This is a genomic window from Motilimonas thetidivivens (assembly GCF_046452435.1).
Classification (GTDB): Bacteria; Pseudomonadota; Gammaproteobacteria; order Enterobacterales; family CBDFNC01; genus Motilimonas.
In genome coordinates, this window is sequence record NZ_JBKFDK010000021.1 from 1 (window position 1) to 22,199 (window position 22,199).

The window sequence follows — 22,199 nt, forward strand, 5'->3', positions numbered from 1 at the left end:
TCAGGGCTGCCATTATACCAGTAAAACTTATCGTCAATTGCTTTGGCGGTTTGGTATAAAGCAAAGCTTAAGTCGCCGAGGTAATTGCCACGACAACGCCCCCACTGAACGTTTTTTCAGAAGTTTTAAAACCGAGTGGATGCCAAGGTCAGGTTATCAGTCATTTGCAGCAGGTGTTGAAGCGATTAACAGTTACATTAGCGGTTATTTCAATCGGTACAGGCCTCACCAGTTTAACAAGGGGCTATCGCCACAAAAGGCTGAAGCAGAATACTTCAAAACTTATAACGAGGTGGCCAGTTTTAGTTGACCACTACAACTCGGCATATAAATCCCGCCCCTCTTCCTCTTCCCATTTAAGAAACCACTTCAAATCTGAAAGACGATTTCTAATGGTATTAGCAACCATTGATGAACGTAACTTTGTCGTTACCCAAAGCGTCCCCAGAAAGTGTGGCATGCCATCACTACCCATGAGTATCGGGTAACGTTCACCATCCCCCAAAATCAAAATCTCAATTTTGTATTCCATATGAAACCCATTCCATTAACCTACCTATTCTTACGCTTTAATTATACATAAACCATAGAGCTTTGTGTGACATAAGCAACAAAAGTGACAGGAATAAAAAAACCCAGCAAAAATGCTGGGTTAATTAGTATTTCCCTAATTAAAAGTGCTTATTCTTACACTTTTAATTTATACGGGAGCTAGAACGGAATATCGTCATCAAAATCCATTGGTGGCTCATTATAAGTCGGCTGTGAGGCCGGTTTTTGTGGCGCGGCTTGCGGCGCAGGAGCTTGATTGTAGCCACCTTGCTGCGGTGCTTGCGACGCTGGCGCCATATTAGGCTGCTGAGGCTGACCCCAACTTTGCTGTCCACCTTGATTTGGTTGACCGCCGTAGCCGCCTTGTTGACTTGCTGCTGGCTGTCCACCTTGTTGGCCATAGCCACCTTGAGCACCTTGCTGACCACCTTGACGGCCGCCTAACATTTGCATCACGCCGCTGTAGCCTTGTACAACCACTTCCGTGGTGTAACGATCTTGACCTTGTTGGTCTTGCCACTTACGGGTTTGCAATTGGCCTTCAACATAAACCTGCGAGCCTTTACGTAGGTATTCGCCCGCTACTTCAGCTAGCTTGCCAAATAGAGACACACGATGCCATTCGGTTTTTTCACGCTGCTCACCGGTCGCCTTGTCGCGCCATGATTCAGATGTCGCGATAGTAATGTTAGCCACCGCACCACCATTAGGTAAGTAGCGAACTTCAGGATCTTGACCTAAGTTGCCAACCAAAATAACTTTGTTCACTCCACGAGTGGCCATAATCTCAACTCCCGTTAATTTCCACTATTAATCAGCGCGTGGGCCTGATTAAGTTCAAACTCTGTATGCTTTACTTTTAGATAGACTGCATGTTCATCGGCAACCACCACGGCTTCTAATACGCCTCGTAACTTTGCCAATTCTTGCGCCAACGTTTCGCCTCGTTGGCTATCGGTTAGATCAACCGAAATCACATGATTACGAATCTGGCTAGGGTTACTCATACCCAATGCAATAACCATCCAGCATACCATTAAACCTGCGATAAGGATAAACAAACCTTGATCGCCAAAATTATTATATGCATAACCACCTATCACACCGCCGATAAACGCACCTAAGAATTGGCTAGTTGAATAAATTCCCATTGCGGTGCCCTTGGCTCCGGCTGGCGCCAACATAGATATAAACGCAGGTAACGAGGCTTCTAAAAAGTTAAACGCGGTGAAGTATAAAAACACGGCGAGTAAGATCAACCACAGCGGACTTTGCTGTAAAGCTAACAATAAAAGGCTCACCGCCATTAACCCGATGGCAAAGATAAACAGCTGTTTATTTTTTTGCTTTCTAGCTCCAACAATCAGCATAGGCACGATAAAAACGAAAGAGAGAATCAGTGCGGGAAAATACAACATCCAATGTTGCTCAACCGCCATACCAGCCGCGACTAACTTGAGAGGCAAGACGACAAACATCGCGGTCAGAGTAAGGTGTAAAATGAAGATACCCGCATCTAAACGTAATAACTCCGGTTTAGCCAGCAAGCTTTTAAGCAGTCTTGGCATCGCAACAGTATCACCTGGTGGGGCTTTATGTACGACGTTGGGCACCATGAATTTCACGATGACGATACCAAGCAATGCCATAACAGCCGTAAAATAAAACAAACCAGACAAACCAATGAATTGCGTTACTATAGGCCCAACTACCATGGCCACAGCAAAGGCGAGCCCAATAGAAACGCCTATGGTAGCCATGACCTTAGAGCGCTGCTCTTCGCGACTAGAATCCGCAGCTAAAGCCAAAATAGCACTGGCAATGGCTCCTAATCCCTGAATAGCACGCCCCAACGCCACGCCATAGACCGAATCAGACCAAGCAGCAATCAAACTACCTAGCGCAAAAATGAATAAGCCGATAACGATAACAGGTTTACGGCCAATGCGATCAGAGAGCATACCCATGGGGATCTGAAATAAGGCTTGAGTTAAGCCATAAGCACCAATGGCTAAGCCAACCCACAAAGGAGAGTAACCATCAAGTGATTGGCCATAATATGCAAACACCGGCATGATCATAAATAGACCGAGCATTCTAAGTCCAAATACCATGGCTAGACTGATAGAAGCTCGCTTTTCAGTTGCATTTAATGCGGTCTGATTCATCAAAACGTTTTGGCTAAGTTAAAAGGAAGCGGGATGATAGCACGGGATGCTAACATGAGAAAAAACAAAATCGAACATCAGACACCAGTCAAAATAGTGAAACAAGTTGCACATTAACAATAAATATTCACCAAAAAATTGTTAAAAAAAATTATTTTATGTAATCTAATTGGTTACAAACAAGCCTAATGACAAAGCGCAGTTGGGTATTGACAGCTGATATGACAGGGCTAATACTTTTTTCATGCTTCACTTAATTTTGATAGATGTATTAGTCTAGTCGCGCTGAAAAGCTATCAGGGAAAGACGTTATGAACAAAAAACAGCATTTATATCTAATCTCAGAAGACTCAATTGAGTCTGCTGCCCTGGTTCATTTTCTAAAGTTAAAACTGGCTGTAGAGGTTGAATTGGTAAGCCGTCCTGAGCAATTAAGCATTGCTCAAGAGGTTGATACCCAATTCTTCCTACTTGCTAATTTGCACTACATTTCGGGCGCAAATGAGCAAGACTGGCACCATGAGATAAATCAATGGACCACTAACACCAGCATTATTCTTTTCAATACTGACCCAGAGTTAGAAACACAACTACTTCAGGCATGGCCGTTGTGCGTGGGCATTTTCCACAAATCAGCAGATCAAGAACAGCTTATCAAAGGCATTAAATGCGTCTTTGCTGGCGAATATTGGTTTAGCCGATCTACCATGACATCACAGCTCGCGACGTTACGTACCCGACTTCACCGTCAGTACCAACCCTACGCAAAACTGACTAGCCGAGAAGTAGAAATTTTGAAACAGGTGATGACGGGAGCATCTAATATGCAGATCGCCGATAACTTGTTTCTTAGCGAGCACACGGTTAAGTCTCATTTGTACAATGTGTTCAAAAAATTGAAAGTTAAGAATCGACTACAAGCAGTGAGCTGGGCTAGAGAGTATATTTAACCGCCAATTCAAATCATAATTTAAAAGCCAGCAAGGATGCTGGCTTTTTTAATTATTACTGCCCACCAAGTAAAATGCACCAACAACTGTCTATTCATACAGTTAACACTGTGCGATACTTAGGGTTTGATTTTGTTTACAGAGTGGCAACATGGAAAACATCGAAGTCAGAGGCGCACGTACTCATAACCTAAAAGACATCAACCTGACAATACCGAGAGATAAGTTAGTGGTCATCACCGGACTCTCTGGCTCGGGTAAGTCTTCCTTAGCATTTGACACCTTATATGCCGAAGGCCAACGCCGTTATGTCGAGTCTTTATCAGCCTATGCGCGCCAGTTTTTATCTTTAATGGAAAAACCGGATGTTGACCATATTGAAGGCTTGTCTCCCGCTATCTCGATTGAACAAAAATCAACATCACACAACCCGCGCTCTACCGTTGGCACCATTACCGAAATCTACGACTACTTACGCTTATTATTTGCCCGAGTGGGTGAGCCTCGCTGTCCAACCCATGGCATCGCGCTGAATGCACAAACCATTAGCCAAATGGTCGACAAGGTGCTCGAATTACCCGAAGGTAGCAAGCTTATGCTACTTGCCCCCGTAGTCAAGGAGCGCAAGGGCGAGCACGTTAAAACCTTACAAGGGTTAGCGGCGCAGGGCTTTATTCGAGCGCGAATTGATGGTGAAGTCTGCGATTTATCGGATCCCCCTACCCTAGATTTACACAAAAAGCACACCATAGAAGTCGTCATTGACCGCTTTAAGGTGCGTGATGATATGCAGCTGCGTTTAGCTGAGTCGTTTGAAACGGCACTGGGGTTATCTGAAGGCACCGCCATTATCGGTTGGATGGACGAAGCAGAGCGTGAAGAGATGGTCTTCTCCGCTAATTTTGCCTGCCCGCAATGTGGCTATAGTATGCAAGAGCTAGAGCCGAGGATCTTTTCTTTCAATAATCCTGCAGGCGCTTGTGGTACTTGTGATGGCTTAGGGGTGGAGCAGTTTTTTGATAGTGAGCGTATACTAACCGAACCCAAAAAAAGTCTAGCCAATGGTGCTATCAAGGGCTGGGATAAAAAAAACTTCTACTATTTTCAAATGCTCACCTCCCTTGCCGAGCATTATAATTTCGATGTAAACACTCCTTTTTGCGAACTCGCCCCAGCGGCGCAACAAGCTGTACTCAACGGCAGCGGCAACCAAAATATAGAATTTAAATACATGAACGATCGCGGCGATGTGGTAGTGCGTAAGCACCCATTTGAAGGCGTGATCCCCAACATGCAACGCCGCTACAAAGACACCGAATCCAACGCAGTTAGAGAAGAACTGGCCAAGTATCTCAATAGCCAGCCTTGTCCTAGCTGCCATGGCAGTCGGCTACGCGAAGAAGCGCGCAATGTGTTTGTTAAAGATACTAACCTACCGCAAGTTGCAAGTATGTCGATTGGCGATGCTGCCAGCTTCTTTAGCCAACTTAACTTTAGCGGTCAACGCGGCCAAATTGCCGATAAGATCCTAAAAGAAATCATTGAGCGCTTAAGTTTTCTGGTTAATGTCGGCCTGAATTACCTCAGTCTTGAGCGCAGCGCCGAAACATTATCGGGTGGTGAAGCGCAGCGGATCCGCCTAGCCAGTCAAATTGGTGCAGGCTTGGTTGGCGTAATGTATGTGCTAGACGAGCCCTCCATCGGCCTCCATCAACGAGATAACGAACGACTGCTAGCGACATTAAATCACTTACGCGATCTAGGTAACACGGTGATCGTCGTCGAGCACGATGAGGATGCTATTCGCACCGCCGACTACATTATCGATATTGGCCCAGGGGCAGGTGTGCACGGCGGCCAAATTGTGGCTCAAGGAAGCTATCAACAAATTTTAGCAAGTGAAGGCTCACTTACCGCTGATTACCTTAGCGGCCGTAAATCTATCCCCGTACCCGTGACAAGAACGCCTTTAACTAAGAAATGGGTCAAGCTTAAAGGGGCCAGTGGCAATAATTTAAAAAACGTCGACCTAGCTATCCCCGTTGGCGTAATGACTTGTGTGACCGGTGTGTCGGGCTCGGGTAAATCAACCTTGATCAACGATACCTTTTACCGTATCGCGCAAAAAGAACTGAACAATGCCAGTTTGGCCACCCCTGCCCCTTACAAAAGCATCAGTGGTCTACAGCATTTGGATAAGGTGGTCGATATCGACCAAAGCCCAATTGGCCGCACCCCGCGCTCAAACCCTGCCACCTATACCGGTATTTTCACCGGCATTCGCGATTTGTTTGCAGGCACCCAAGAAGCACGCAGCCGAGGCTATAAACCGGGACGTTTTAGTTTCAATGTCAAAGGCGGCCGCTGTGAAGCGTGTCAAGGTGACGGGGTGATCAAGGTAGAAATGCACTTCTTGCCCGATGTCTACGTACCATGTGATGTTTGCGCAGGTAAACGCTATAACCGCGAAACCTTAGAAGTGAAGTATAAAGGTAAAAACATCAATGAAGTATTGGACATGACGGTCGAAGACGCCTTAGCCTTTTTTGCAGCGGTACCTGCAATACAGCGTAAATTGCAAACCTTACTGGATGTTGGCCTTAGTTATATATGCCTTGGTCAAGCAGCAACTACGCTATCAGGTGGTGAAGCACAAAGGGTGAAGCTAGCCAAAGAGCTATCAAAACGCAGCACGGGCAAAACCTTGTATATCCTAGATGAGCCCACCACTGGGCTACACTTCCACGACATCAAACATCTGCTGGAGGTTTTAAATAAACTTAGGGATCAAGGTAATACCATCGTTATTATAGAACATAACCTAGATGTGATTAAAACTGCTGACTGGATCGTAGATTTAGGCCCTGAAGGTGGCAGCGGCGGCGGCGAAATATTAGTCTGCGGCAGACCTGAAGATATCAGCCAAGAACAACGCAGCCACACGGCGCGCTTTTTAGCCCCGTTACTAAACTAATATTTGGATAAACGAACCCACAATGGAACCAAGCAACACAAAGTTAAACCTCATCTTTACTTGGGTATTTGCGCTGTTTTGCCTTGTGGGAATGCACTATTTCCAGCATAACCAAGGCGGAGCTGGGCTTGATTTACCCATTAACCCAGTGGGATGGTCTTTCATCTCCATTTTAATCGGCATTGGCTTATGGCAAATAACCCTAACCCAACAGATCCGCTATAACTCGCTAACGATTGCAGGTTTAATTGCCTTTGCCTTGTTATTAGCGCCCATCTTTTATCCCAATGCAGAGTTTGCTGAGGCAAGCTACCCAAGATTGCTCGGATTTCTTGGCGGGATCCTCTTACTGTTTGCAATGCAACAACTCAAGCTACGCGATAAGCAATGGTACAAACTGTTATTGTTTGTAGTAATCGCGGGCTTTATCCAGTGCATTTACAGTCTAGTGCAAATGTATGTTTTAAAGGCCGGTAACCCGTTTGGTTATAATGTTAATTATGGCCGCCCCTACGGCATTTTCCAGCAGCCTAATGTACTGGCAAGCTTTACTGCAACAACCTTAGTTCTCGCGGCTTACTTGTTTGCCGCTTGGCGGCCGAAGCAGCATGCTACGTTGCTTAGCGGCTTTCTCACTTTACATTGCTTTTTAGCTGCTTGGGTGATTTATATCAGTGTATCTCGCACTGGTTACCTAGGCGGAGCCATTGCCTTGGCATTAATTTCCCCCTGGCTTTGGCAACAATCTAAAAAGCGCTGCGCCATTATCTTTGCCATTATTGGCTTAGGCATTAGCATGCATTTTATCGTCGCTGATGGCGCCGTTTCTCGAGATCAAGCCCAGCTAACCGATGCTGGATACAGATCCCTCCAATACGAACAAAGCTGGCATATGATGCAAGATAAGCCGCTATTAGGCTGGGGATACGGTAGCTTTGAGACCAGTTTTTTAACTGATCGCGCCGAGCGAATTGTTAACGAAGGGGTGCCCTTTGTCCTAGAAAACCTCACTCATCCTCATAACGAAATTATGTATTGGGGGGTCGAGGGCGGCATTGTACCAGTATTAGGTTTAATCCTCTTAGCCGTCGCCTTTATTGCCTTGTTGACAAGGTTTAACTGGCGCAGCGCCCTGGCATTACTGGCTTTAGTGTTGCCACTGACCTTGCATAGCCAAACCGAATACCCTTTCTATCATGCGGTGGCGACTTGGTTTAGCTATATAGTTTTGATCGCTTTTATTAGTCACTTAGCTAATAACGACAAAATCCTCCAATTTAGACCCACATTGTTAGTCAAGACGAATGCGGTGTTGATACCCGTGTTCACCTGTACCTTTATGATCACCGCGGTACACACTAATTATTTGGTGACCAAATTTGAGCGTACTGGCCGCACGGATATCGACCTATTGATGCAGGTCGTCAATCCATTGGCACTGAACACACGCTTTGAGTTTAATATATTCACCTTGCGCATGTTTGTCGGCGAACGATTGGATAAACCCGAAGAGCTTAAAGCCTATGTTGATTGGGCAACAGAATTTGTAAAGCATACTCCGCGAGCTAACATTTACTATAATCTAGCTCTTGCCAACAAGTTATTAGGCCACGACGACCAAGCCGAGCAAATATTAGCTCATGCTCAGTGGTTGTACCCCAGCAATGAGTTACTGAAAAATGATCTTCAAGAAGTCGTGCGGGATGTTGAAAAAGCCCCATCAGAACTCACCGAGACACTGAATGAACTAGCTGAACAATAGATTGGAATGTATTATGCAGGGAAATTATTCAATAGTTACGATAATAGCTAATCGTATTTAGCGACGAAGAACATGGACTAGTGATATGAAGCAATTAACAACCATACAACATAGCTTAACCCGCTTTTGGTTATTAATGGCTTTGCTTTGGTCTTCATCTAGCTATTGTGATGTCTATATGTGGGTAGACAGCAACGGCACTACCCACTTTGCTCAGAAAAAACTCAATAGTAATTACAAATTGCTGATGCGTACTCCAAAGCAAACCAAACCGGCTAGCTTTGGTAATTGGACCGACGCCCCCGCGAAAAGGGTAAAAATATACCGAGTAAACCAAAAGCTGCGACAGCATTACCACCCGACCATCGTTGATATTGCAACGCGCTATCAACTTGAACCTGCACTATTGCATGCGGTAATTAGCGCCGAGTCTGGTTATAACCCCCAAGCTGTATCTCGTGCGGGTGCCATAGGTATCATGCAGCTGATGCCTGGTACGGCAAAGATGCTTGGTGTTAGTAACAGTTATGATGTGCTACAAAACATGGAAGCCGGCGCCAAATACCTACGCATGATGCTAGATACCTTTAATAACAAAAAGCTCGCCTTAGCCGCTTATAATGCAGGACCTGGCGCGGTGAAAAAATATAACAACGCCATACCGCCTTATAAAGAAACCCAAAACTACGTCAAGAAAGTGATGGGATACTATGAACGTTATCGTCGAGAGATGTAGTTCAGCTCTTTCTTTTTAAGGCTGCCTAAGCTCAATAACTTGCTGTAACAGACAGCAATCTCGTATATAGCATCAAAACCTCAGCTTTAGCGCTAGACTTCTAGGCATTAGTTAAAGCTAAATAGCTAAAACACTTCAATTGTGGCTATGAGATCATTATTATGTAGCCATCTAAATAAACCCCTCTTGTTTTGCAGCCCAGCTTTGCAATCCCTAACACTACGGAGAAGTATTGAACATGGCGAGTTTTTCATTAGCGTTTGGCAGCGCAACCAAAAATAACAGCGGTAAAATCATTGAAGCATTTTTCCCAAACCCGATCTTAAGCCCTTCAAATGAACTTGTTGAAGCACTTGGCAGCATTGTTAACTACCAAGGTGGTAATGAAGTATTTGAAATTAGCAGCGAGCAATGTGCTACGCTTGCTGTAGCCTTTGGCAATGCCGCTGATGCAAAAAATGAAAAATTTGCTCAGTTAGCAGCATCTAGTCAGCAACCTCTGGTTCTAGTGATCTTAGCGACGGATGAAAAGCCAACCTCAGTAGCTGAAGGCTTCTTGAAATTACAATTGCTATCACATCGTCTAGTAAAACCACACGGCTTGGTGTTAGATGGTATTTTTGGTTTATTACACAACATTGCGTGGACCAATGAAGGGCCGATTGACCTACCTGAGTTGGCTGAACGTCAAATTGAAGCTCGCCTTGCGGGTCGTACGTTAAGTGTTAACTGTGTGGATAAGTTCCCGAAAATGACTGACTACGTCGTACCAACCGGCGTTCGCATTGCTCACACCGCTCGTGTACGCCTTGGAGCCCATATCGGCGAAGGCACGACAGTAATGCATGAAGGCTTTGTAAACTTTAATGCCGGTACCGAAGCTGTCAGCATGGTAGAAGGCCGTATATCTGCAGGTGTCGTTGTAGGCAACGGCAGCGACGTGGGCGGCGGAGCATCAATTATGGGTACATTAAGTGGCGGCGGTAATGTGGTTGTCTCCATGGGTGAGAACTGCTTGTTAGGTGCCAATGCTGGCTTAGGTTTCCCACTTGGCGATCGCTGTACCCTAGAGTCAGGCCTATATGTCACCGCAGGTACTAAAGTCACCATGCTTGATGCCGACGGCAAAGAAGTTGAAGTGGTTAAAGCGCGTGACCTAAGTGGCAAGAGTGACTTACTGTTCCGCCGTAACTCGGTCAGCGGTAGAATTGAATGCCTGACTAACAAATCTGCAGTTGAGCTAAACTCAGAATTACACAGCAATAACTAAGCACTGGCCTGATCTAGACGCTAGTCACAGTACATAGCCTGTTTCTGCAGGCTGTGTACAATAGCCAAAAGAAATAAAAAACACTCTCATTATCAATACCATCCATTTGTTTTTTAAAGCATTTTCTCCTCGATTAATTGCAAATCAGGATTTTTGTACCAAACTTAATTGATCTAAATCAATTGTTGATTGGAGAAAAATATGAAAGGCAATGATCGCGTGCTCGGGGAATTGAATAAAATCCTAACCTTAGAGCTGACATCCATTAACCAGTATTTCTTACACGCTCGAATGTTTAAAAATTGGGGCCTAGAGGAGCTGGATGAGAAAGACTACAAAAAATCCATCAAGGATATGAAACAAGCAGATGATTTAATCGAACGTATCCTTTTTTTAGAAGGCCTGCCAAACCTACAACAGCTAGGTAAATTACGCATAGGTGAGCACACCGAAGAAATGCTTGAATGCGATATGTCATTCCAACATGAACAGGTAAACGCGTTACGAACTGCCATAGAAATCTGTGAATTAGAGCAAGACTATATTAGCCGCGAACTGCTTGAAGATATTCTGGAGTATGAAGAAGAGCATATCGACTGGATTGAGTCGCAACAATTCCTGATCAAAGCCACTGGCATCGCAAACTATCAACAATCTATGATGGAGGATTAAGATGTTAGGTAAGCAAATCGTTATCGATCACTTAAATAGACAGCTGACCTTAGAATTAACATCTATGGATCAGTACTTAGCACACTCTAAGATGTATGAAGACTGGGGCATCAAAAAGTTACATGAAAAACTGGCCCACGAATATGAAGAAGAGCTAGAACACGCGCAAAAGATAATTGAAAGGATCTTATTTTTAGAAGGAACACCCGATACAGCATCACGGCATCCGATCCATGTGGGTGATAATGTTGAAGCTATGTTGAAAAACGACTTAGCAGCCGAGTATACGGTAGCGAAGAGTTTACGTGAAATTATTGGGGTCTGCGAGAAAGAGCAAGACTATGTGACTCGAGACATGTTAACCGAGTTACTTGATGACACCGAAATGGATCATATCTACTGGCTTGAACAGCATCTTGGCCTAATCAACAAGATCGGCATTCAAAATTATATTCAATCGCAAATGTCGGGCGAGCCAAGTTGATAACTGTATTGAGGTTTTCAAATATTTGACAGGGATAAAAAAAAGGCCGGGAGAACCCGGCCTTTTTTTATTCTTCTACTGCGTCTTCTGCAGCTTCAACAACTGGGCGTTCTACTAGCTCGATGTATGCCATAGGAGCATTATCACCAGCACGGAAACCACATTTTAGGATACGAGTGTAACCGCCAGGGCGTGACTCGTAACGTGGACCCAATTCATTGAATAATTTACCTACAACGCTGTTATCGCGTGTGCGGGCAAATGCTAAACGGCGATTAGCTACGCTATCTTGTTTAGCTAGTGTAATTAAAGGTTCAATTACACGACGAAGTTCTTTAGCTTTAGGCAAAGTTGTTTTGATAACTTCGTGAGTTACCAATGAACTTGCCATGTTACGAAACATAGCCTGACGATGACTGCTGTTTCGGTTAAGTTGACGTCCACTCTTACGATGGCGCATAACCTAATCCTTATAACTAATACGTTAACTCAGTTAACCTGATTATTCGTCAGCAATACTTGCTGGCGGCCAATTTTCCAAACGCATACCTAGTGACAAACCACGAGATGCCAATACGTCCTTGATTTCAGTCAGCGACTTCTTACCAAGGTTTGGTGTCTTAAGTAGTTCTACTTCAGTGCGTTGGACCAGATCACCGATGTAATGGATCGATTCTGCTTTCAAACAGTTAGCAGAACGGACCGTTAGTTCTAGATCATCTACAGGACGAAGCAGGATTGGATCGAACTCTGGCTTCTCTTCTTTCTCTTCCGGCTCAGTTACATCACGAAGATCTACAAATGCATCTAGCTGTTCAGCAAGAATAGTAGCAGAGCGACGGATCGCTTCTTCAGGATCTAAAGTACCGTTAGTTTCCATATCGATGACAAGTTTGTCCAAGTCGGTACGCTGTTCTACACGAGCTGCTTCAACGCTGTAAGCAATACGCTCAACAGGGCTGTACGCAGCATCAACAAGTAGACGACCGATTGGACGTTCTTCATCTTCAGAATGGACGCGAGTTGAAGCTGGAACGTAACCACGACCACGTTGTACTCGAATGCGCATGCTGATATCAGCATTGCTAGTCAAAGTACAGATAACATGTTCTGGGTTAACAATCTCTACATCACCATCATGGGTGATGTCTCCCGCTAGTACAGGGCCTTCACCAGACTTTGTAAGCGTTAGCAGTGCTTCATCTTTGCCTTCCAGTTTAACTGCAAGACCTTTAAGATTAAGTAGGATCTCAAGAACATCTTCTTGAACGCCTTCCTTAGTACTGTATTCATGCATTACACCGTCGATCTCAACTTCAGTCACAGCACAACCAGGCATAGATGAAAGTAGAATGCGACGTAGAGCGTTACCTAAAGTATGGCCGAAACCACGCTCTAAAGGCTCGAGTGTAACTCGTGCACGATTAGAGGTAACCTGCTCGATGTCAACTAGTCTAGGTTTAAGAAATTCAGTTACAGAACCCTGCATTATGTCCTCTCTTAGCAGTTAACTTTACTTAGAGTAAAGTTCGACGATCAGCTGTTCATTAATGTCCGCAGACAAATCAGAACGTTCTGGGTAGCGCTTAAAAGTGCCTTCCATCTTGTTAGCGTCAACTTCTACCCAAGTAGGTAGTTCACGCTGTTGAGCGATTTCTAGAGCAGCTTTAATACGAGCTTGGCTCTTAGCTTTTTCGCGAACGCTGATAACGTCGTTTGGTTTAACGTTGTATGATGGAATGTTTACCACTTTACCGTTAACTAGGATAGCTTTGTGGCTAACTAGCTGACGAGACTCGGCGCGAGTAGCACCTAGACCGAAACGGTAAACAACGTTATCTAGACGACTTTCAAGAAGTTGTAACAGGTTTGAACCTGTAGCACCTTTAAGACGTGCTGCTTCTTTGTAGTAGTTACGGAATTGCTTTTCTAGAACACCGTACATACGACGAACTTTTTGCTTTTCACGTAATTGTAAACCGTAGTCAGATAGACGAGGTTTACGTGCACCATGTACACCAGGTGCGTTATCAATTTTACACTTAGAGTCGATTGCTCGAACACCAGACTTTAAAAATAGGTCGGTGCCTTCACGACGGCTAAGCTTGAGCTTAGGCCCAATATATCTTGCCATTTTCTTTCTCCAACAGGTCTAAAAAACGTTATACGCGACGTTTCTTAGGTGGACGACAACCGTTGTGTGGAATCGGAGTTACATCAGTAATGTTAGTGATGCGGAAACCCGCAGCATTTAACGCACGGATTGAAGACTCACGACCCGGACCGGGACCTTTTACAAAAACTTCAACGTTTTTAAGTCCATACTCTTTAGCAGCTTCAGCAGCGCGCTCAGAAGCGACCTGCGCAGCAAATGGAGTTGACTTACGTGAACCACGGAAGCCAGAACCACCTGCAGTAGCCCAAGAAAGAGCATTACCTTGACGATCGGTGATGGTAACGATTGTGTTGTTGAAAGATGCATGGATGTGAGCCATGCCGTCAGCAACCTGCTTTTTGACGCGCTTACGTGCGCGAGTTGGAGCTTTAGCCATTACTTAACCCCTACTTCTTAATCGGTTTACGTGGGCCTTTACGAGTACGAGCATTCGTTTTAGAACGCTGTCCACGTACAGGCAAGCTGCGACGGTGGCGAAGACCACGGTAACATCCAAGGTCCATTAGACGCTTGATGCTCATGGAAATTTCACGGCGTAAGTCACCCTCAACGGTGAACTTAGCTACTTCAGTACGAAGAGACTCAATTTGAGCTTCGTCTAATTCCTTGATCTTAACACTTTCAGCAATACCCGCGCCTGCACAGATTTGTTGTGCACGAGTTTTACCGATGCCGTAGATTGCAGTTAAGGCAATTACAGCATGTTTTTGATCAGGAATGTTAATGCCAGCGATACGGGCCACTATGCACTCCTAGTAATATTAAAGGCCATCTGCGAAAAGCCCGGTAGGATACTCAACAGATGACGAAATTGCAAGCAAAAAACAGCTCTGATGGTCATTTAACCATCAGGCTGCAATTCATCTCGATGAAATCTCTGACTTAGCCTTGGCGTTGTTTGTGCTTAGGCTCACTGCAGATTACTCGAACAACGCCGTGGCGTTTAATAACCTTACAGTTACGACAGATTTTCTTAACGGATGCACGAACTTTCATTGCATAACTCCGTAAACAGATAGCTTACCCTAAAAGTTCGGTCTTAGCGACCATAACCTTTAAGATTTGCCTTTTTCAGGACGGATTCATATTGATGAGACATCAAATGAGTCTGAACCTGAGCCATAAAATCCATGATTACTACAACAATAATTAACAACGATGTACCACCGAAGTAAAATTGTGTGTTCATTGTAATCATCATGAACTCGGGAACCAAACAGACGAAGGTTATATATAAAGCGCCAGCTAATGTCAAGCGCGTCATAACTTTGTCTATATAGCGCGAAGTTTGTTCTCCGGGACGTATACCTGGAATAAAGGCACCGCTCTTCTTCAAATTATCAGCTGTCTCGCGTGGGTTAAACACAAGTGCAGTGTAGAAGAAGCAGAAGAAGATAATAGCTGCGGCATACAACATAGCATGCAGCGGTTGACCGGGTTGTAACGCTAGCGATACCTCACCTAACCAACTAAAACCTTCAGTTTGTCCAAACCATTGTGCAATGGTACCTGGGAACAAGATTACACTTGAAGCGAAAATAGCAGGAATTACACCGGCCATGTTTAACTTCAGTGGTAAGTGCGTGCTTTGAGCAGCAAATACCTTTCTTCCCTGTTGGCGCTTAGCGTAGTTAACAACGATACGACGTTGACCACGTTCAACAAACACAACAAAGTAGGTTACTGCAAATACAATTGCGGCTAGCAAGAATAGCAGTAACAAGTGTAATTCACCTTGACGGGCTTGCTCTGCCGTCTGGCCAATGGCTGACGGAAGACCTGCAACGATACCTACAAAAATAAGAATTGAGATACCATTACCAATACCACGCTCAGTGATTTGTTCACCTAGCCACATTAGGAACATGGTTCCTGTAACTAAGCTAATAACAGCTGTCAAATAGAAGCTCATGCCTGGATTGACTACCAAGCCAGGGATCATATTTGGCAGACCTGTTGCAATACCAATTGCTTGGAACGTACCGAGTACCAATGTACCGTAACGGGTATATTGGCTAATCTTGCGTCGACCCGACTCACCTTCTTTTTTCAATTCAGCGAGCGGTGGGTGTACAACTGTTAATAGCTGAACAATGATCGATGCCGAAATGTACGGCATGATACCTAACGCAAGAATAGATGCGCGTTCAAGTGCACCACCAGAGAACATGTTAAACATTTCAATGATGGTGCCTTTTTGTTGCTGCATCAACTCAGCGAGGACAGCGGCGTCAATACCAGGAATTGGAATAAAGGAACCTGCACGAAACACCAATATGGCACCTAGTACAAATAACAAGCGCGTTTTAAGCTCACTTAATCCGCCTTGAGAGCCCTTTCCTTCTAACCCTGGTTTCTTAGCCATTTAATCTTATTCCTCGATTTTTCCGCCGGCAGCTTCGATTGCAGCACGCGCGCCTTTAGTTGCCTTAAGGCCTTGTACTGTTACTTGGCGAGAAACCTCACCAGAAAGTACAATTTTCGCGAACTGAATGTTGTCTGCAATAATACCGGCTTTTTTCAGAGTTTCTAGAGAAACTACGTCACCTTCAACTTTCGCCAATTCACTTAGGCGAATTTCAGCACTTACTAGACCCTTACGAGAAGTAAAGCCGAATTTTGGAAGACGTTGTTTCAAAGGCATTTGACCGCCTTCAAAACCTGGACGAACAGAACCGCCAGAACGAGACTTCTGACCTTTATGTCCGCGGCCACAGGTTTTACCTAGACCAGAACCGATACCACGACCTACACGTTTTGCAGTTGGCTTAGCGCCTGCTGCTGGAGATAGAGTATTAAGTTTCATCAATTAATCCTCCACTTTAACCATGTAGTAAACTGTATTAACCATACCGCGAACAGAAGGAGTATCTTCTAGCTCAACAGTGTGACCAATGCGGCGTAGACCTAGACCCGTTAGCGTAGCTTTATGCTTCGGTAAACGGCCGATCGCGCTTTTAGTTTGTGTTACTTTAATCGTCTTAGCCATGGTCAATTACCCTAAAATCTGGTCAACAGTCAGACCACGCTTAGCAGCAACTTGCTCAGGAGCACTCATGCTCTCAAGCGCGTCGATAGTAGCGCGAACGATGTTGATTGGGTTAGTAGAACCGTAAGCTTTAGCAAGTACGTTTTGTACACCTACTACTTCTAGTACTGCACGCATCGCACCACCGGCGATGATACCTGTACCTTCAGACGCTGGCTGCATGTAAACTTTTGAGCCAGAGTGACGACCCTTAATAGGGTGCTGAAGTGTAGAGCCATTAAGCTGTACAGTCGTTAGATTACGGCGCGCTTTTTCCATTGCTTTTTGGATAGCTGCTGGCACTTCACGTGCTTTACCATAACCAAAACCTACACGACCATTACCATCACCAACTACGGTTAGTGCGGTAAAGCTAAAGATGCGACCACCTTTAACTACTTTAGAAACACGGTTAACTGCAATAAGTTTTTCATTCAGTTCACCGGCTTGAGATTGTTCTTTTGCCATGATCCGCCCCTTAGAACTGAAGACCAGCTTCACGTGCCGCTTCAGCTAATGCTGCAATGCGACCGTGATATTGAAAACCGCTACGATCGAAAGATACTTTAGAAACACCTTTCTCTGTAGCACGCTCAGCAACCAACTTACCGATTAGCTTAGCAGCTTCAACATTACCGCCGTGTTTAACTTGACTAGCAACGTCTTTTTCAACTGTTGATGCAGTTGCAATAACTTTTGCTTCTGGCGAAATCACCTGCGCGTATGTGTGGCGCGGAGTACGGTGGATCACCAGGCGAGTTGCTCCCAACTCTTGCAATTTCTTACGCGTGCGAGTTGCACGACGTAGACGAGATGCTTTCTTATCCATAGTGTTACCTTACTTCTTCTTAGCCTCTTTACGACGCACGTTTTCGTCAGCATAACGAACACCTTTACCTTTGTAAGGCTCTGGTGGACGGTAACCACGAATATCGGCGGCAACTTGTCCAATCAACTGCTTATCGATACCTTTCAGTACGATTTCAGTATTTGTTGGACACTCAGCAGTGATACCTTCAGGTAGAATGTGCTCAACTGGGTGAGAGAAACCTAAAGTAAGGTTTACTGATTTACCCTGAACAGCAGCACGGTAACCAACACCGTTTAGTAGAAGTTTACGCTCGAAACCTTTCGAAACACCTTCTACCATGCTGTTAACAAGAGCACGTGCTGTACCAGCTTGAGCGCTAGCACCCACTACGCCGTCAGTCCAAGTAAAAACTAGCTGACCTTCTTCTTGTTTAACAACTACAGCATTGTTGATAACACGGCTTAGTGAACCGTTGTTACCTTTAACTGTGATTTCCTGGCCGTCAATCTTCACTTCTACACCAGCAGGAATAGCAACAGGCGATTTAGCAACGCGAGACATATCTACTCCTTAAGCTACGTAACAGATGATTTCACCGCCGATACCCGCTTTACGCGCTGCACGGTCAGTCATCACACCTTGTGAAGTTGAAACAACTGCGATACCGAGGCCGTCAAGAACTTTAGGAAGTTCTGAAGAGCTCTTATAGATACGCAGACCTGGACGACTAACACGTTTAATGCTGTCGATAACTTTTTTACCTTGGAAGTACTTAAGAGTCACTTCCAATTCTGGTTTAGCTTCACCAACTACAGCAAAATCAGCGATGTAACCTTCTTCTTTAAGCACTTTGGCAATCGCCACTTTTTGCTTAGAAGACGGCATTTTCACTGCAACTTTGTTGGCCGCTTGACCGTTGCGAATGCGTGTTAGCATATCAGCAATAGGATCTTGCATGCTCATATTTGCTTACTCCGTGATATGTGGATTACCAACTAGCCTTTTTAAGGCCAGGAACTTCACCGCGCATCATGTGTTCACGCAGCTTAATACGGCTTAGACCGAATTTACGCAGGTAACCATGTGGGCGACCAGTAACGTTACAGCGGTTACGCTGACGACTCTTACTGGAATCACGAGGTAGCGTTTGTAGCTTAAGCACAGCTGCCCAACGGTCTTCGTCAGATGTATTCACATCAGCGATAGCCGCTTTTAGTGCAGCACGTTTTTCAGCGTACTTGCTAACCAGTTTTTCACGCTTTACTTCACGTGCTTTCATGGATTGTTTAGCCATAACCCTACACCTTATTTACGGAATGGGAAGTTGAATGCAGCTAACAGTGCACGACCTTCTTCATCTGAAGCAGCAGTAGTAGTGATAGTAATATCAAGACCACGTACTTTATCGACTTTATCGTAATCGATTTCAGGGAAGATGATTTGCTCACGTACACCCATGCTGTAGTTACCACGGCCGTCGAATGACTTAGGATTCAAGCCGCGGAAGTCACGTACACGTGGTAGCGAAATGCTAACCAAGCGTTCGAAAAATTCCCACATCCGTTCTCCGCGTAAGGTCACTTTACAACCAATAGGGTAGCCCTCACGGATCTTGAAGCCCGCAACAGATTTGCGTGCTTTGGTGATAAGTGGCTTTTGACCAGAAATTGCAGCCATATCAGCAGCTGCGTTCTCTAGTGCTTTTTTGTCAGCCAGAGCTTCACCAACACCCATATTCAGGGTGATCTTTTCAATCCGAGGGACTTGCATGACAGATTTGTAACCGAACTTCTTCTGAAGATCAGACGCTACTGTCTCTTTGTAAAAATCATGCAGTTTCGCCATCGTAAACTCCAATTACTTCACAGTTTCATTATTAGATTTGAAGAAACGCACTTTTTTGCCATCTTCAATTCTAAAACCAACACGGTCAGCTTTACCCGTAGTAGGGTTAAGTACCGCAACATTTGAAGCATCAATTGCTGCTTCTTTCTCAACGATGCCACCGGCTACGCCCAATTGTGGGTTTGGCTTGGTGTGCTTCTTGATAATATTTACGCCTTCAACGAACACTTTGCCGTTAGGTAGAACTTTGGTAACTTTACCAGTTTTACCTTTATCTTTACCGGCTAGTACGATTACTTCGTCGTCACGAATAATTTTTGCTGCCATTATTGACTCCGCCTTTTTACAGTACTTCAGGTGCCAGAGACACAATTTTCATAAATTGCTCTGAACGAAGTTCACGAGTCACAGGCCCAAAGATACGTGTACCAATTGGTTGTTTGTTTGCGTTTAGGATTACCGCAGCATTGCGGTCAAAACGAATCAAAGAACCATCAGGACGACGTACACCTTTTCTGGTACGCACTACCACAGCATTGTAAACATCACCTTTTTTAACTTTACCGCGAGGAATTGCTTCCTTAACAGTAACTTTAATGATGTCGCCAATCGCTGCATAACGGCGGTGCGAGCCACCAAGGACCTTAATACACATTACGCTACGTGCGCCTGAGTTATCAGCCACGTCAAGCATACTTTGCATCTGGATCATTTCAGTGCTCCGCTATTATTACAACAAGATTCCAGCCTAATCTGAAATCATGGGCTACCTTCCCTTCTAGAGGGCGGCGCATTATAACACCACATTCTGGAAAAAGGTAGTATAAATAAAAAACGGCTCCAATTAAGGAGCCGCTTCCTTTGAAAAGGCTTAAAAATTAAGCTTTTCCAATTACTTCAACCAATGTCCAAGACTTAGTCTTAGATAGTGGACGACATTCGCGAATAGACACGTAATCGCCAACAACACATTGATTGTTTTCATCATGTACGTGTAGCTTAGTAGTACGCTTGATGAACTTACCGTAGATCGGATGTTTCACTTTACGCTCAATCGCTACTGTGATGGACTTGTCCATCTTGTCACTGATGACTTTACCTTGCAAAGTACGGATATTTTCGCTCATTACGCATCTGCCTTCTGAGTTAGCACAGTTTTCACGCGCGCGATATTACGGCGTACTTCTTTTTGCAAGTGAGTTTGAGCCAATTGGCCAGTGCTCGCTTGCATGCGTAGGTTGAACTGCTCGCGTAATAGGCTTAACAGCTCAGCATTCAGCTCTTCAACGCTCTTATCTTTAAGTTCGCTTGCTTTCATTACATCACCGTTCTAGTTACGAAAGTAGTACTGATTGGTAGCTTAGCAGCTGCTAGTGCAAATGCTTCGCGTGCAATCTCTTCTGAAACACCTTCCATTTCGTAAAGGACTTTACCAGGTTGAATTTGAGCAACCCAATATTCTACGTTACCTTTACCTTTACCCATACGAACCTCAAGAGGTTTTTCTGTAATAGGCTTATCAGGGAATACGCGGATCCAGATTTTACCTTGACGCTTAACCGCACGAGTCATCGCACGACGTGCCGCTTCGATCTGACGCGCAGTCAAACGACCACGGCCAGTTGCTTTAAGACCAAATTGGCCGAAGCTAACGTCTTGTCCTTTAGCTAGACCACGGTTACGACCCGTGTGCTGCTTACGGAATTTAGTACGTTTTGGTTGCAACATTTCTGAATCTCCTTACTTACCACGGCCTTTGCGTTTAGGCTTGGCAGGTGCTTCTGGTTCATTACCTAATGGTAGTGCACCTAGAACTTCACCTTTAAAGATCCAAACCTTAACACCAATGATACCGTAAGTAGTTAAAGCTTCAGACGTCGAGTAATCGATGTCTGCACGTAGTGTATGTAGAGGTACACGACCTTCACGATACCACTCAGTACGTGCGATTTCTGCACCACCAAGACGACCACTTACTTCAACTTTGATACCTTTAGCACCAAGACGCATTGCATTTTGAACTGCACGCTTCATAGCGCGACGGAACATAACACGACGCTCTAGCTGAGAAGAGATGCTGTCAGCAACTAGCTTGGCATCTAATTCAGGCTTACGAACTTCTGAAATGTTGATTTGCGCAGGAACGCCAGCCATTTTAGCTACGCGGTTACGCAATTTTTCTACGTCTTCGCCTTTCTTACCGATTACAACGCCTGGACGAGCAGTGTGAATAGTCACACGGATGCTCTTAGCTGGACGCTCAATAGTAATTTTAGAAACAGACGCGTTTTTCAGTTCTTTAGTAAGGAACTGACGCACTTCGAAATCGCCGTATAGGTTAGCAGCGAAATCTTTTTCGGCATACCAGGTAGAGCTAAAAGGCTTAGTGATACCTAGGCGAATACCGTTAGGATGTACTTTCTGACCCATTACTTATCCCCTGTCCGATACCACAATGGTGATGTGGCTTGAACGCTTAAGAATGCGATCAGCACGGCCTTTAGCACGAGGCATAATACGCTTCATGGTCGGACCTTCATCAACAAAAATTTTGGCAACTTTTAGTTCATCAATATCAGCGCCTTCATTGTGCTCAGCGTTAGCAATAGCAGAATCAAGTACTTTCTTAACTAAATCAGCAGCTTTTTTGTCGCTGAAAGTTAGAATGTTAAGCGCTGTTTCAACTGGTAGACCACGGATCTGGTCAGCAACTAGACGTGCTTTTTGCGCCGAAGTACGAGCAAATTTATGTTTAGCGATAGCTTCCATCA

At 44.7% G+C, this 22,199-nt stretch carries 33 protein-coding genes; 8 read left to right on the forward strand and 25 right to left on the reverse strand.

Annotated elements, in window-relative coordinates; translation table 11 throughout:
* A partial coding sequence (locus tag ACK8OT_RS14610; protein ID WP_410197265.1) for an integrase core domain-containing protein occupies positions 1-310 on the forward strand: 310 nt, incomplete at its 5' end.
* 3 nt (positions 311-313) lie between these two features.
* Here the strand turns inward: ACK8OT_RS14610 and ACK8OT_RS14615 are convergent.
* The 3 genes from ACK8OT_RS14615 to ACK8OT_RS14625 all read right to left on the reverse strand — a co-directional run bounded on the left by ACK8OT_RS14615 (position 314) and on the right by ACK8OT_RS14625 (position 2,720).
* Complete coding sequence (locus tag ACK8OT_RS14615; protein WP_410197266.1) at positions 314-532, reverse strand: hypothetical protein; 219 nt, start codon at positions 530-532, stop codon at positions 314-316.
* Between the two features lie 179 nt (positions 533-711).
* Positions 712-1,335, reverse strand: a complete 624-nt coding sequence (locus ACK8OT_RS14620) for a single-stranded DNA-binding protein (protein ID WP_410197267.1) — start codon at positions 1,333-1,335, stop codon at positions 712-714.
* A gap of 14 nt (positions 1,336-1,349) precedes the next feature.
* On the reverse strand, positions 1,350-2,720 hold the full coding sequence (locus ACK8OT_RS14625) for an MFS transporter (RefSeq protein WP_410197268.1): 1,371 nt from the start codon (positions 2,718-2,720) through the stop codon (positions 1,350-1,352).
* A 311-nt stretch (positions 2,721-3,031) separates the two neighbouring features.
* On the opposite strand from ACK8OT_RS14625, the gene ACK8OT_RS14630 reads away from it, so the two are divergent.
* The 7 genes from ACK8OT_RS14630 to bfr (ACK8OT_RS14660) all read left to right on the forward strand — a co-directional run bounded on the left by ACK8OT_RS14630 (position 3,032) and on the right by bfr (ACK8OT_RS14660) (position 11,568).
* Positions 3,032-3,670 (forward strand): LuxR C-terminal-related transcriptional regulator, encoded by a 639-nt coding sequence (locus ACK8OT_RS14630; RefSeq protein WP_410197269.1) that lies wholly within the window; start codon positions 3,032-3,034, stop codon positions 3,668-3,670.
* Positions 3,671-3,821: 151 nt separating this feature from the next.
* Positions 3,822-6,644 (forward strand): excinuclease ABC subunit UvrA, encoded by a 2,823-nt coding sequence (gene uvrA, locus ACK8OT_RS14635; RefSeq protein WP_410197270.1) that lies wholly within the window; start codon positions 3,822-3,824, stop codon positions 6,642-6,644.
* 22 nt (positions 6,645-6,666) lie between these two features.
* A complete protein-coding gene (locus ACK8OT_RS14640) occupies positions 6,667-8,406 on the forward strand; it encodes a PglL family O-oligosaccharyltransferase (RefSeq protein ID WP_410197271.1) in 1,740 nt (579 codons plus the stop codon).
* Positions 8,407-8,491: 85 nt separating this feature from the next.
* Positions 8,492-9,142 carry a lytic transglycosylase domain-containing protein gene (locus tag ACK8OT_RS14645; protein WP_410197272.1) on the forward strand — a complete coding sequence of 217 codons (651 nt, stop codon included), beginning with the start codon at positions 8,492-8,494 and terminating at the stop codon, positions 9,140-9,142.
* 238 nt (positions 9,143-9,380) lie between these two features.
* Positions 9,381-10,412, forward strand: a complete 1,032-nt coding sequence (gene dapD / locus ACK8OT_RS14650; RefSeq protein ID WP_410197273.1) for a 2,3,4,5-tetrahydropyridine-2,6-dicarboxylate N-succinyltransferase — start codon at positions 9,381-9,383, stop codon at positions 10,410-10,412.
* A 201-nt stretch (positions 10,413-10,613) separates the two neighbouring features.
* Entirely contained in the window at positions 10,614-11,084 is a 471-nt protein-coding gene (gene bfr, locus ACK8OT_RS14655) for a bacterioferritin (RefSeq protein ID WP_410197274.1), read from the forward strand.
* A 1-nt stretch (position 11,085) separates the two neighbouring features.
* The gene (gene bfr / locus ACK8OT_RS14660) at positions 11,086-11,568 is read left to right on the forward strand and encodes a bacterioferritin (protein ID WP_410197275.1); all 483 of its coding nucleotides are present in this window, start codon (positions 11,086-11,088) and stop codon (positions 11,566-11,568) included.
* Between the two features lie 67 nt (positions 11,569-11,635).
* On the opposite strand, the gene rplQ is transcribed toward bfr (ACK8OT_RS14660), so the two are convergent.
* The 22 genes from rplQ to rplV all read right to left on the reverse strand — a co-directional run bounded on the left by rplQ (position 11,636) and on the right by rplV (position 22,197).
* The gene (gene rplQ / locus ACK8OT_RS14665; protein ID WP_233072185.1) at positions 11,636-12,028 is read right to left on the reverse strand and encodes a 50S ribosomal protein L17; all 393 of its coding nucleotides are present in this window, start codon (positions 12,026-12,028) and stop codon (positions 11,636-11,638) included.
* Positions 12,029-12,070: 42 nt separating this feature from the next.
* Entirely contained in the window at positions 12,071-13,057 is a 987-nt protein-coding gene (locus tag ACK8OT_RS14670; protein WP_410197276.1) for a DNA-directed RNA polymerase subunit alpha, read from the reverse strand.
* A 24-nt stretch (positions 13,058-13,081) separates the two neighbouring features.
* On the reverse strand, positions 13,082-13,702 hold the full coding sequence (gene rpsD / locus ACK8OT_RS14675) for a 30S ribosomal protein S4 (protein WP_233072183.1): 621 nt from the start codon (positions 13,700-13,702) through the stop codon (positions 13,082-13,084).
* Between the two features lie 28 nt (positions 13,703-13,730).
* The gene (gene rpsK, locus ACK8OT_RS14680; protein ID WP_232800687.1) at positions 13,731-14,120 is read right to left on the reverse strand and encodes a 30S ribosomal protein S11; all 390 of its coding nucleotides are present in this window, start codon (positions 14,118-14,120) and stop codon (positions 13,731-13,733) included.
* A 10-nt stretch (positions 14,121-14,130) separates the two neighbouring features.
* A complete protein-coding gene (gene rpsM, locus ACK8OT_RS14685) occupies positions 14,131-14,487 on the reverse strand; it encodes a 30S ribosomal protein S13 (RefSeq protein WP_410197277.1) in 357 nt (118 codons plus the stop codon).
* 139 nt (positions 14,488-14,626) lie between these two features.
* Positions 14,627-14,740, reverse strand: coding sequence for a 50S ribosomal protein L36 (rpmJ, locus tag ACK8OT_RS14690; RefSeq protein WP_232800689.1), 114 nt, complete (start codon positions 14,738-14,740; stop codon positions 14,627-14,629).
* Positions 14,741-14,783: 43 nt separating this feature from the next.
* Positions 14,784-16,109 (reverse strand): preprotein translocase subunit SecY, encoded by a 1,326-nt coding sequence (gene secY, locus ACK8OT_RS14695; protein WP_233072181.1) that lies wholly within the window; start codon positions 16,107-16,109, stop codon positions 14,784-14,786.
* Positions 16,110-16,115: 6 nt separating this feature from the next.
* A complete protein-coding gene (gene rplO, locus ACK8OT_RS14700; protein ID WP_410197278.1) occupies positions 16,116-16,550 on the reverse strand; it encodes a 50S ribosomal protein L15 in 435 nt (144 codons plus the stop codon).
* 3 nt (positions 16,551-16,553) lie between these two features.
* Positions 16,554-16,733, reverse strand: coding sequence for a 50S ribosomal protein L30 (gene rpmD / locus ACK8OT_RS14705; RefSeq protein ID WP_410197279.1), 180 nt, complete (start codon positions 16,731-16,733; stop codon positions 16,554-16,556).
* A gap of 6 nt (positions 16,734-16,739) precedes the next feature.
* Positions 16,740-17,240 (reverse strand): 30S ribosomal protein S5, encoded by a 501-nt coding sequence (gene rpsE, locus ACK8OT_RS14710; protein WP_410197280.1) that lies wholly within the window; start codon positions 17,238-17,240, stop codon positions 16,740-16,742.
* 10 nt (positions 17,241-17,250) lie between these two features.
* Positions 17,251-17,601 carry a 50S ribosomal protein L18 gene (rplR, locus tag ACK8OT_RS14715; RefSeq protein ID WP_233072178.1) on the reverse strand — a complete coding sequence of 117 codons (351 nt, stop codon included), beginning with the start codon at positions 17,599-17,601 and terminating at the stop codon, positions 17,251-17,253.
* Positions 17,602-17,610: 9 nt separating this feature from the next.
* Entirely contained in the window at positions 17,611-18,144 is a 534-nt protein-coding gene (gene rplF / locus ACK8OT_RS14720; RefSeq protein WP_410197281.1) for a 50S ribosomal protein L6, read from the reverse strand.
* Between the two features lie 9 nt (positions 18,145-18,153).
* Complete coding sequence (rpsH, locus tag ACK8OT_RS14725; RefSeq protein ID WP_233072176.1) at positions 18,154-18,546, reverse strand: 30S ribosomal protein S8; 393 nt, start codon at positions 18,544-18,546, stop codon at positions 18,154-18,156.
* A gap of 25 nt (positions 18,547-18,571) precedes the next feature.
* Entirely contained in the window at positions 18,572-18,877 is a 306-nt protein-coding gene (gene rpsN / locus ACK8OT_RS14730; RefSeq protein WP_410197282.1) for a 30S ribosomal protein S14, read from the reverse strand.
* A gap of 11 nt (positions 18,878-18,888) precedes the next feature.
* Positions 18,889-19,428 carry a 50S ribosomal protein L5 gene (gene rplE / locus ACK8OT_RS14735; protein WP_233072174.1) on the reverse strand — a complete coding sequence of 180 codons (540 nt, stop codon included), beginning with the start codon at positions 19,426-19,428 and terminating at the stop codon, positions 18,889-18,891.
* 12 nt (positions 19,429-19,440) lie between these two features.
* Positions 19,441-19,755: a 50S ribosomal protein L24 gene (rplX, locus tag ACK8OT_RS14740; RefSeq protein ID WP_410197283.1), complete on the reverse strand. Its 315-nt coding sequence runs from the start codon at positions 19,753-19,755 to the stop codon at positions 19,441-19,443.
* 16 nt (positions 19,756-19,771) lie between these two features.
* Entirely contained in the window at positions 19,772-20,140 is a 369-nt protein-coding gene (rplN, locus tag ACK8OT_RS14745; protein ID WP_232800700.1) for a 50S ribosomal protein L14, read from the reverse strand.
* Between the two features lie 166 nt (positions 20,141-20,306).
* Positions 20,307-20,555, reverse strand: coding sequence for a 30S ribosomal protein S17 (rpsQ, locus tag ACK8OT_RS14750; protein ID WP_410197284.1), 249 nt, complete (start codon positions 20,553-20,555; stop codon positions 20,307-20,309).
* A complete protein-coding gene (rpmC, locus tag ACK8OT_RS14755; protein WP_233072171.1) occupies positions 20,555-20,746 on the reverse strand; it encodes a 50S ribosomal protein L29 in 192 nt (63 codons plus the stop codon). Before rpmC ends, rpsQ begins: the two co-directional genes overlap by 1 nt.
* Positions 20,746-21,156, reverse strand: coding sequence for a 50S ribosomal protein L16 (gene rplP / locus ACK8OT_RS14760; RefSeq protein ID WP_410197285.1), 411 nt, complete (start codon positions 21,154-21,156; stop codon positions 20,746-20,748). Before rplP ends, rpmC begins: the two co-directional genes overlap by 1 nt.
* A gap of 12 nt (positions 21,157-21,168) precedes the next feature.
* The gene (gene rpsC / locus ACK8OT_RS14765; protein WP_233072169.1) at positions 21,169-21,858 is read right to left on the reverse strand and encodes a 30S ribosomal protein S3; all 690 of its coding nucleotides are present in this window, start codon (positions 21,856-21,858) and stop codon (positions 21,169-21,171) included.
* Positions 21,859-21,861: 3 nt separating this feature from the next.
* The gene (gene rplV, locus ACK8OT_RS14770; protein WP_233072224.1) at positions 21,862-22,197 is read right to left on the reverse strand and encodes a 50S ribosomal protein L22; all 336 of its coding nucleotides are present in this window, start codon (positions 22,195-22,197) and stop codon (positions 21,862-21,864) included.
* Positions 22,198-22,199: the final 2 nt, after the last annotated feature.

Excerpts from the sequence above, each read along its gene's own strand:
- secY (WP_233072181.1), bottom strand. The coding sequence starts at position 16,109 with ATGGCTAAGAAACCAGGGTTAGAAGGAAAGGGCTCTCAAGGCGGATTA.
- ACK8OT_RS14630 (WP_410197269.1), top strand. The coding sequence starts at position 3,032 with ATGAACAAAAAACAGCATTTATATCTAATCTCAGAAGACTCAATTGAG.
- rplP (WP_410197285.1), bottom strand. The coding sequence starts at position 21,156 with ATGTTGCAACCAAAACGTACTAAATTCCGTAAGCAGCACACGGGTCGT.
- ACK8OT_RS14615 (WP_410197266.1), bottom strand. The coding sequence starts at position 532 with ATGGAATACAAAATTGAGATTTTGATTTTGGGGGATGGTGAACGTTAC.
- rpmJ (WP_232800689.1), bottom strand. The coding sequence starts at position 14,740 with ATGAAAGTTCGTGCATCCGTTAAGAAAATCTGTCGTAACTGTAAGGTT.
- rpsC (WP_233072169.1), bottom strand. The coding sequence starts at position 21,858 with ATGGGTCAGAAAGTACATCCTAACGGTATTCGCCTAGGTATCACTAAG.
- rplO (WP_410197278.1), bottom strand. The coding sequence starts at position 16,550 with ATGAAACTTAATACTCTATCTCCAGCAGCAGGCGCTAAGCCAACTGCA.
- rplX (WP_410197283.1), bottom strand. The coding sequence starts at position 19,755 with ATGGCAGCAAAAATTATTCGTGACGACGAAGTAATCGTACTAGCCGGT.
- ACK8OT_RS14670 (WP_410197276.1), bottom strand. The coding sequence starts at position 13,057 with ATGCAGGGTTCTGTAACTGAATTTCTTAAACCTAGACTAGTTGACATC.
- ACK8OT_RS14625 (WP_410197268.1), bottom strand. The coding sequence starts at position 2,720 with ATGAATCAGACCGCATTAAATGCAACTGAAAAGCGAGCTTCTATCAGT.
- ACK8OT_RS14640 (WP_410197271.1), top strand. The coding sequence starts at position 6,667 with ATGGAACCAAGCAACACAAAGTTAAACCTCATCTTTACTTGGGTATTT.
- rplE (WP_233072174.1), bottom strand. The coding sequence starts at position 19,428 with ATGGCGAAACTGCATGATTTTTACAAAGAGACAGTAGCGTCTGATCTT.
- rpmD (WP_410197279.1), bottom strand. The coding sequence starts at position 16,733 with ATGGCTAAGACGATTAAAGTAACACAAACTAAAAGCGCGATCGGCCGT.
- rpsD (WP_233072183.1), bottom strand. The coding sequence starts at position 13,702 with ATGGCAAGATATATTGGGCCTAAGCTCAAGCTTAGCCGTCGTGAAGGC.
- rplF (WP_410197281.1), bottom strand. The coding sequence starts at position 18,144 with ATGTCTCGCGTTGCTAAATCGCCTGTTGCTATTCCTGCTGGTGTAGAA.
- rpsH (WP_233072176.1), bottom strand. The coding sequence starts at position 18,546 with ATGAGCATGCAAGATCCTATTGCTGATATGCTAACACGCATTCGCAAC.
- rplQ (WP_233072185.1), bottom strand. The coding sequence starts at position 12,028 with ATGCGCCATCGTAAGAGTGGACGTCAACTTAACCGAAACAGCAGTCAT.
- bfr (WP_410197275.1), top strand. The coding sequence starts at position 11,086 with ATGTTAGGTAAGCAAATCGTTATCGATCACTTAAATAGACAGCTGACC.
- ACK8OT_RS14620 (WP_410197267.1), bottom strand. The coding sequence starts at position 1,335 with ATGGCCACTCGTGGAGTGAACAAAGTTATTTTGGTTGGCAACTTAGGT.
- rplR (WP_233072178.1), bottom strand. The coding sequence starts at position 17,601 with ATGGATAAGAAAGCATCTCGTCTACGTCGTGCAACTCGCACGCGTAAG.
- rpsE (WP_410197280.1), bottom strand. The coding sequence starts at position 17,240 with ATGGCAAAAGAACAATCTCAAGCCGGTGAACTGAATGAAAAACTTATT.
- rplV (WP_233072224.1), bottom strand. The coding sequence starts at position 22,197 with ATGGAAGCTATCGCTAAACATAAATTTGCTCGTACTTCGGCGCAAAAA.
- rpsN (WP_410197282.1), bottom strand. The coding sequence starts at position 18,877 with ATGGCTAAACAATCCATGAAAGCACGTGAAGTAAAGCGTGAAAAACTG.
- ACK8OT_RS14645 (WP_410197272.1), top strand. The coding sequence starts at position 8,492 with ATGAAGCAATTAACAACCATACAACATAGCTTAACCCGCTTTTGGTTA.
- rpsK (WP_232800687.1), bottom strand. The coding sequence starts at position 14,120 with ATGGCTAAAGCTCCAACTCGCGCACGTAAGCGCGTCAAAAAGCAGGTT.
- rplN (WP_232800700.1), bottom strand. The coding sequence starts at position 20,140 with ATGATCCAGATGCAAAGTATGCTTGACGTGGCTGATAACTCAGGCGCA.
- bfr (WP_410197274.1), top strand. The coding sequence starts at position 10,614 with ATGAAAGGCAATGATCGCGTGCTCGGGGAATTGAATAAAATCCTAACC.
- rpsQ (WP_410197284.1), bottom strand. The coding sequence starts at position 20,555 with ATGAGCGAAAATATCCGTACTTTGCAAGGTAAAGTCATCAGTGACAAG.
- rpmC (WP_233072171.1), bottom strand. The coding sequence starts at position 20,746 with ATGAAAGCAAGCGAACTTAAAGATAAGAGCGTTGAAGAGCTGAATGCT.
- uvrA (WP_410197270.1), top strand. The coding sequence starts at position 3,822 with ATGGAAAACATCGAAGTCAGAGGCGCACGTACTCATAACCTAAAAGAC.
- dapD (WP_410197273.1), top strand. The coding sequence starts at position 9,381 with ATGGCGAGTTTTTCATTAGCGTTTGGCAGCGCAACCAAAAATAACAGC.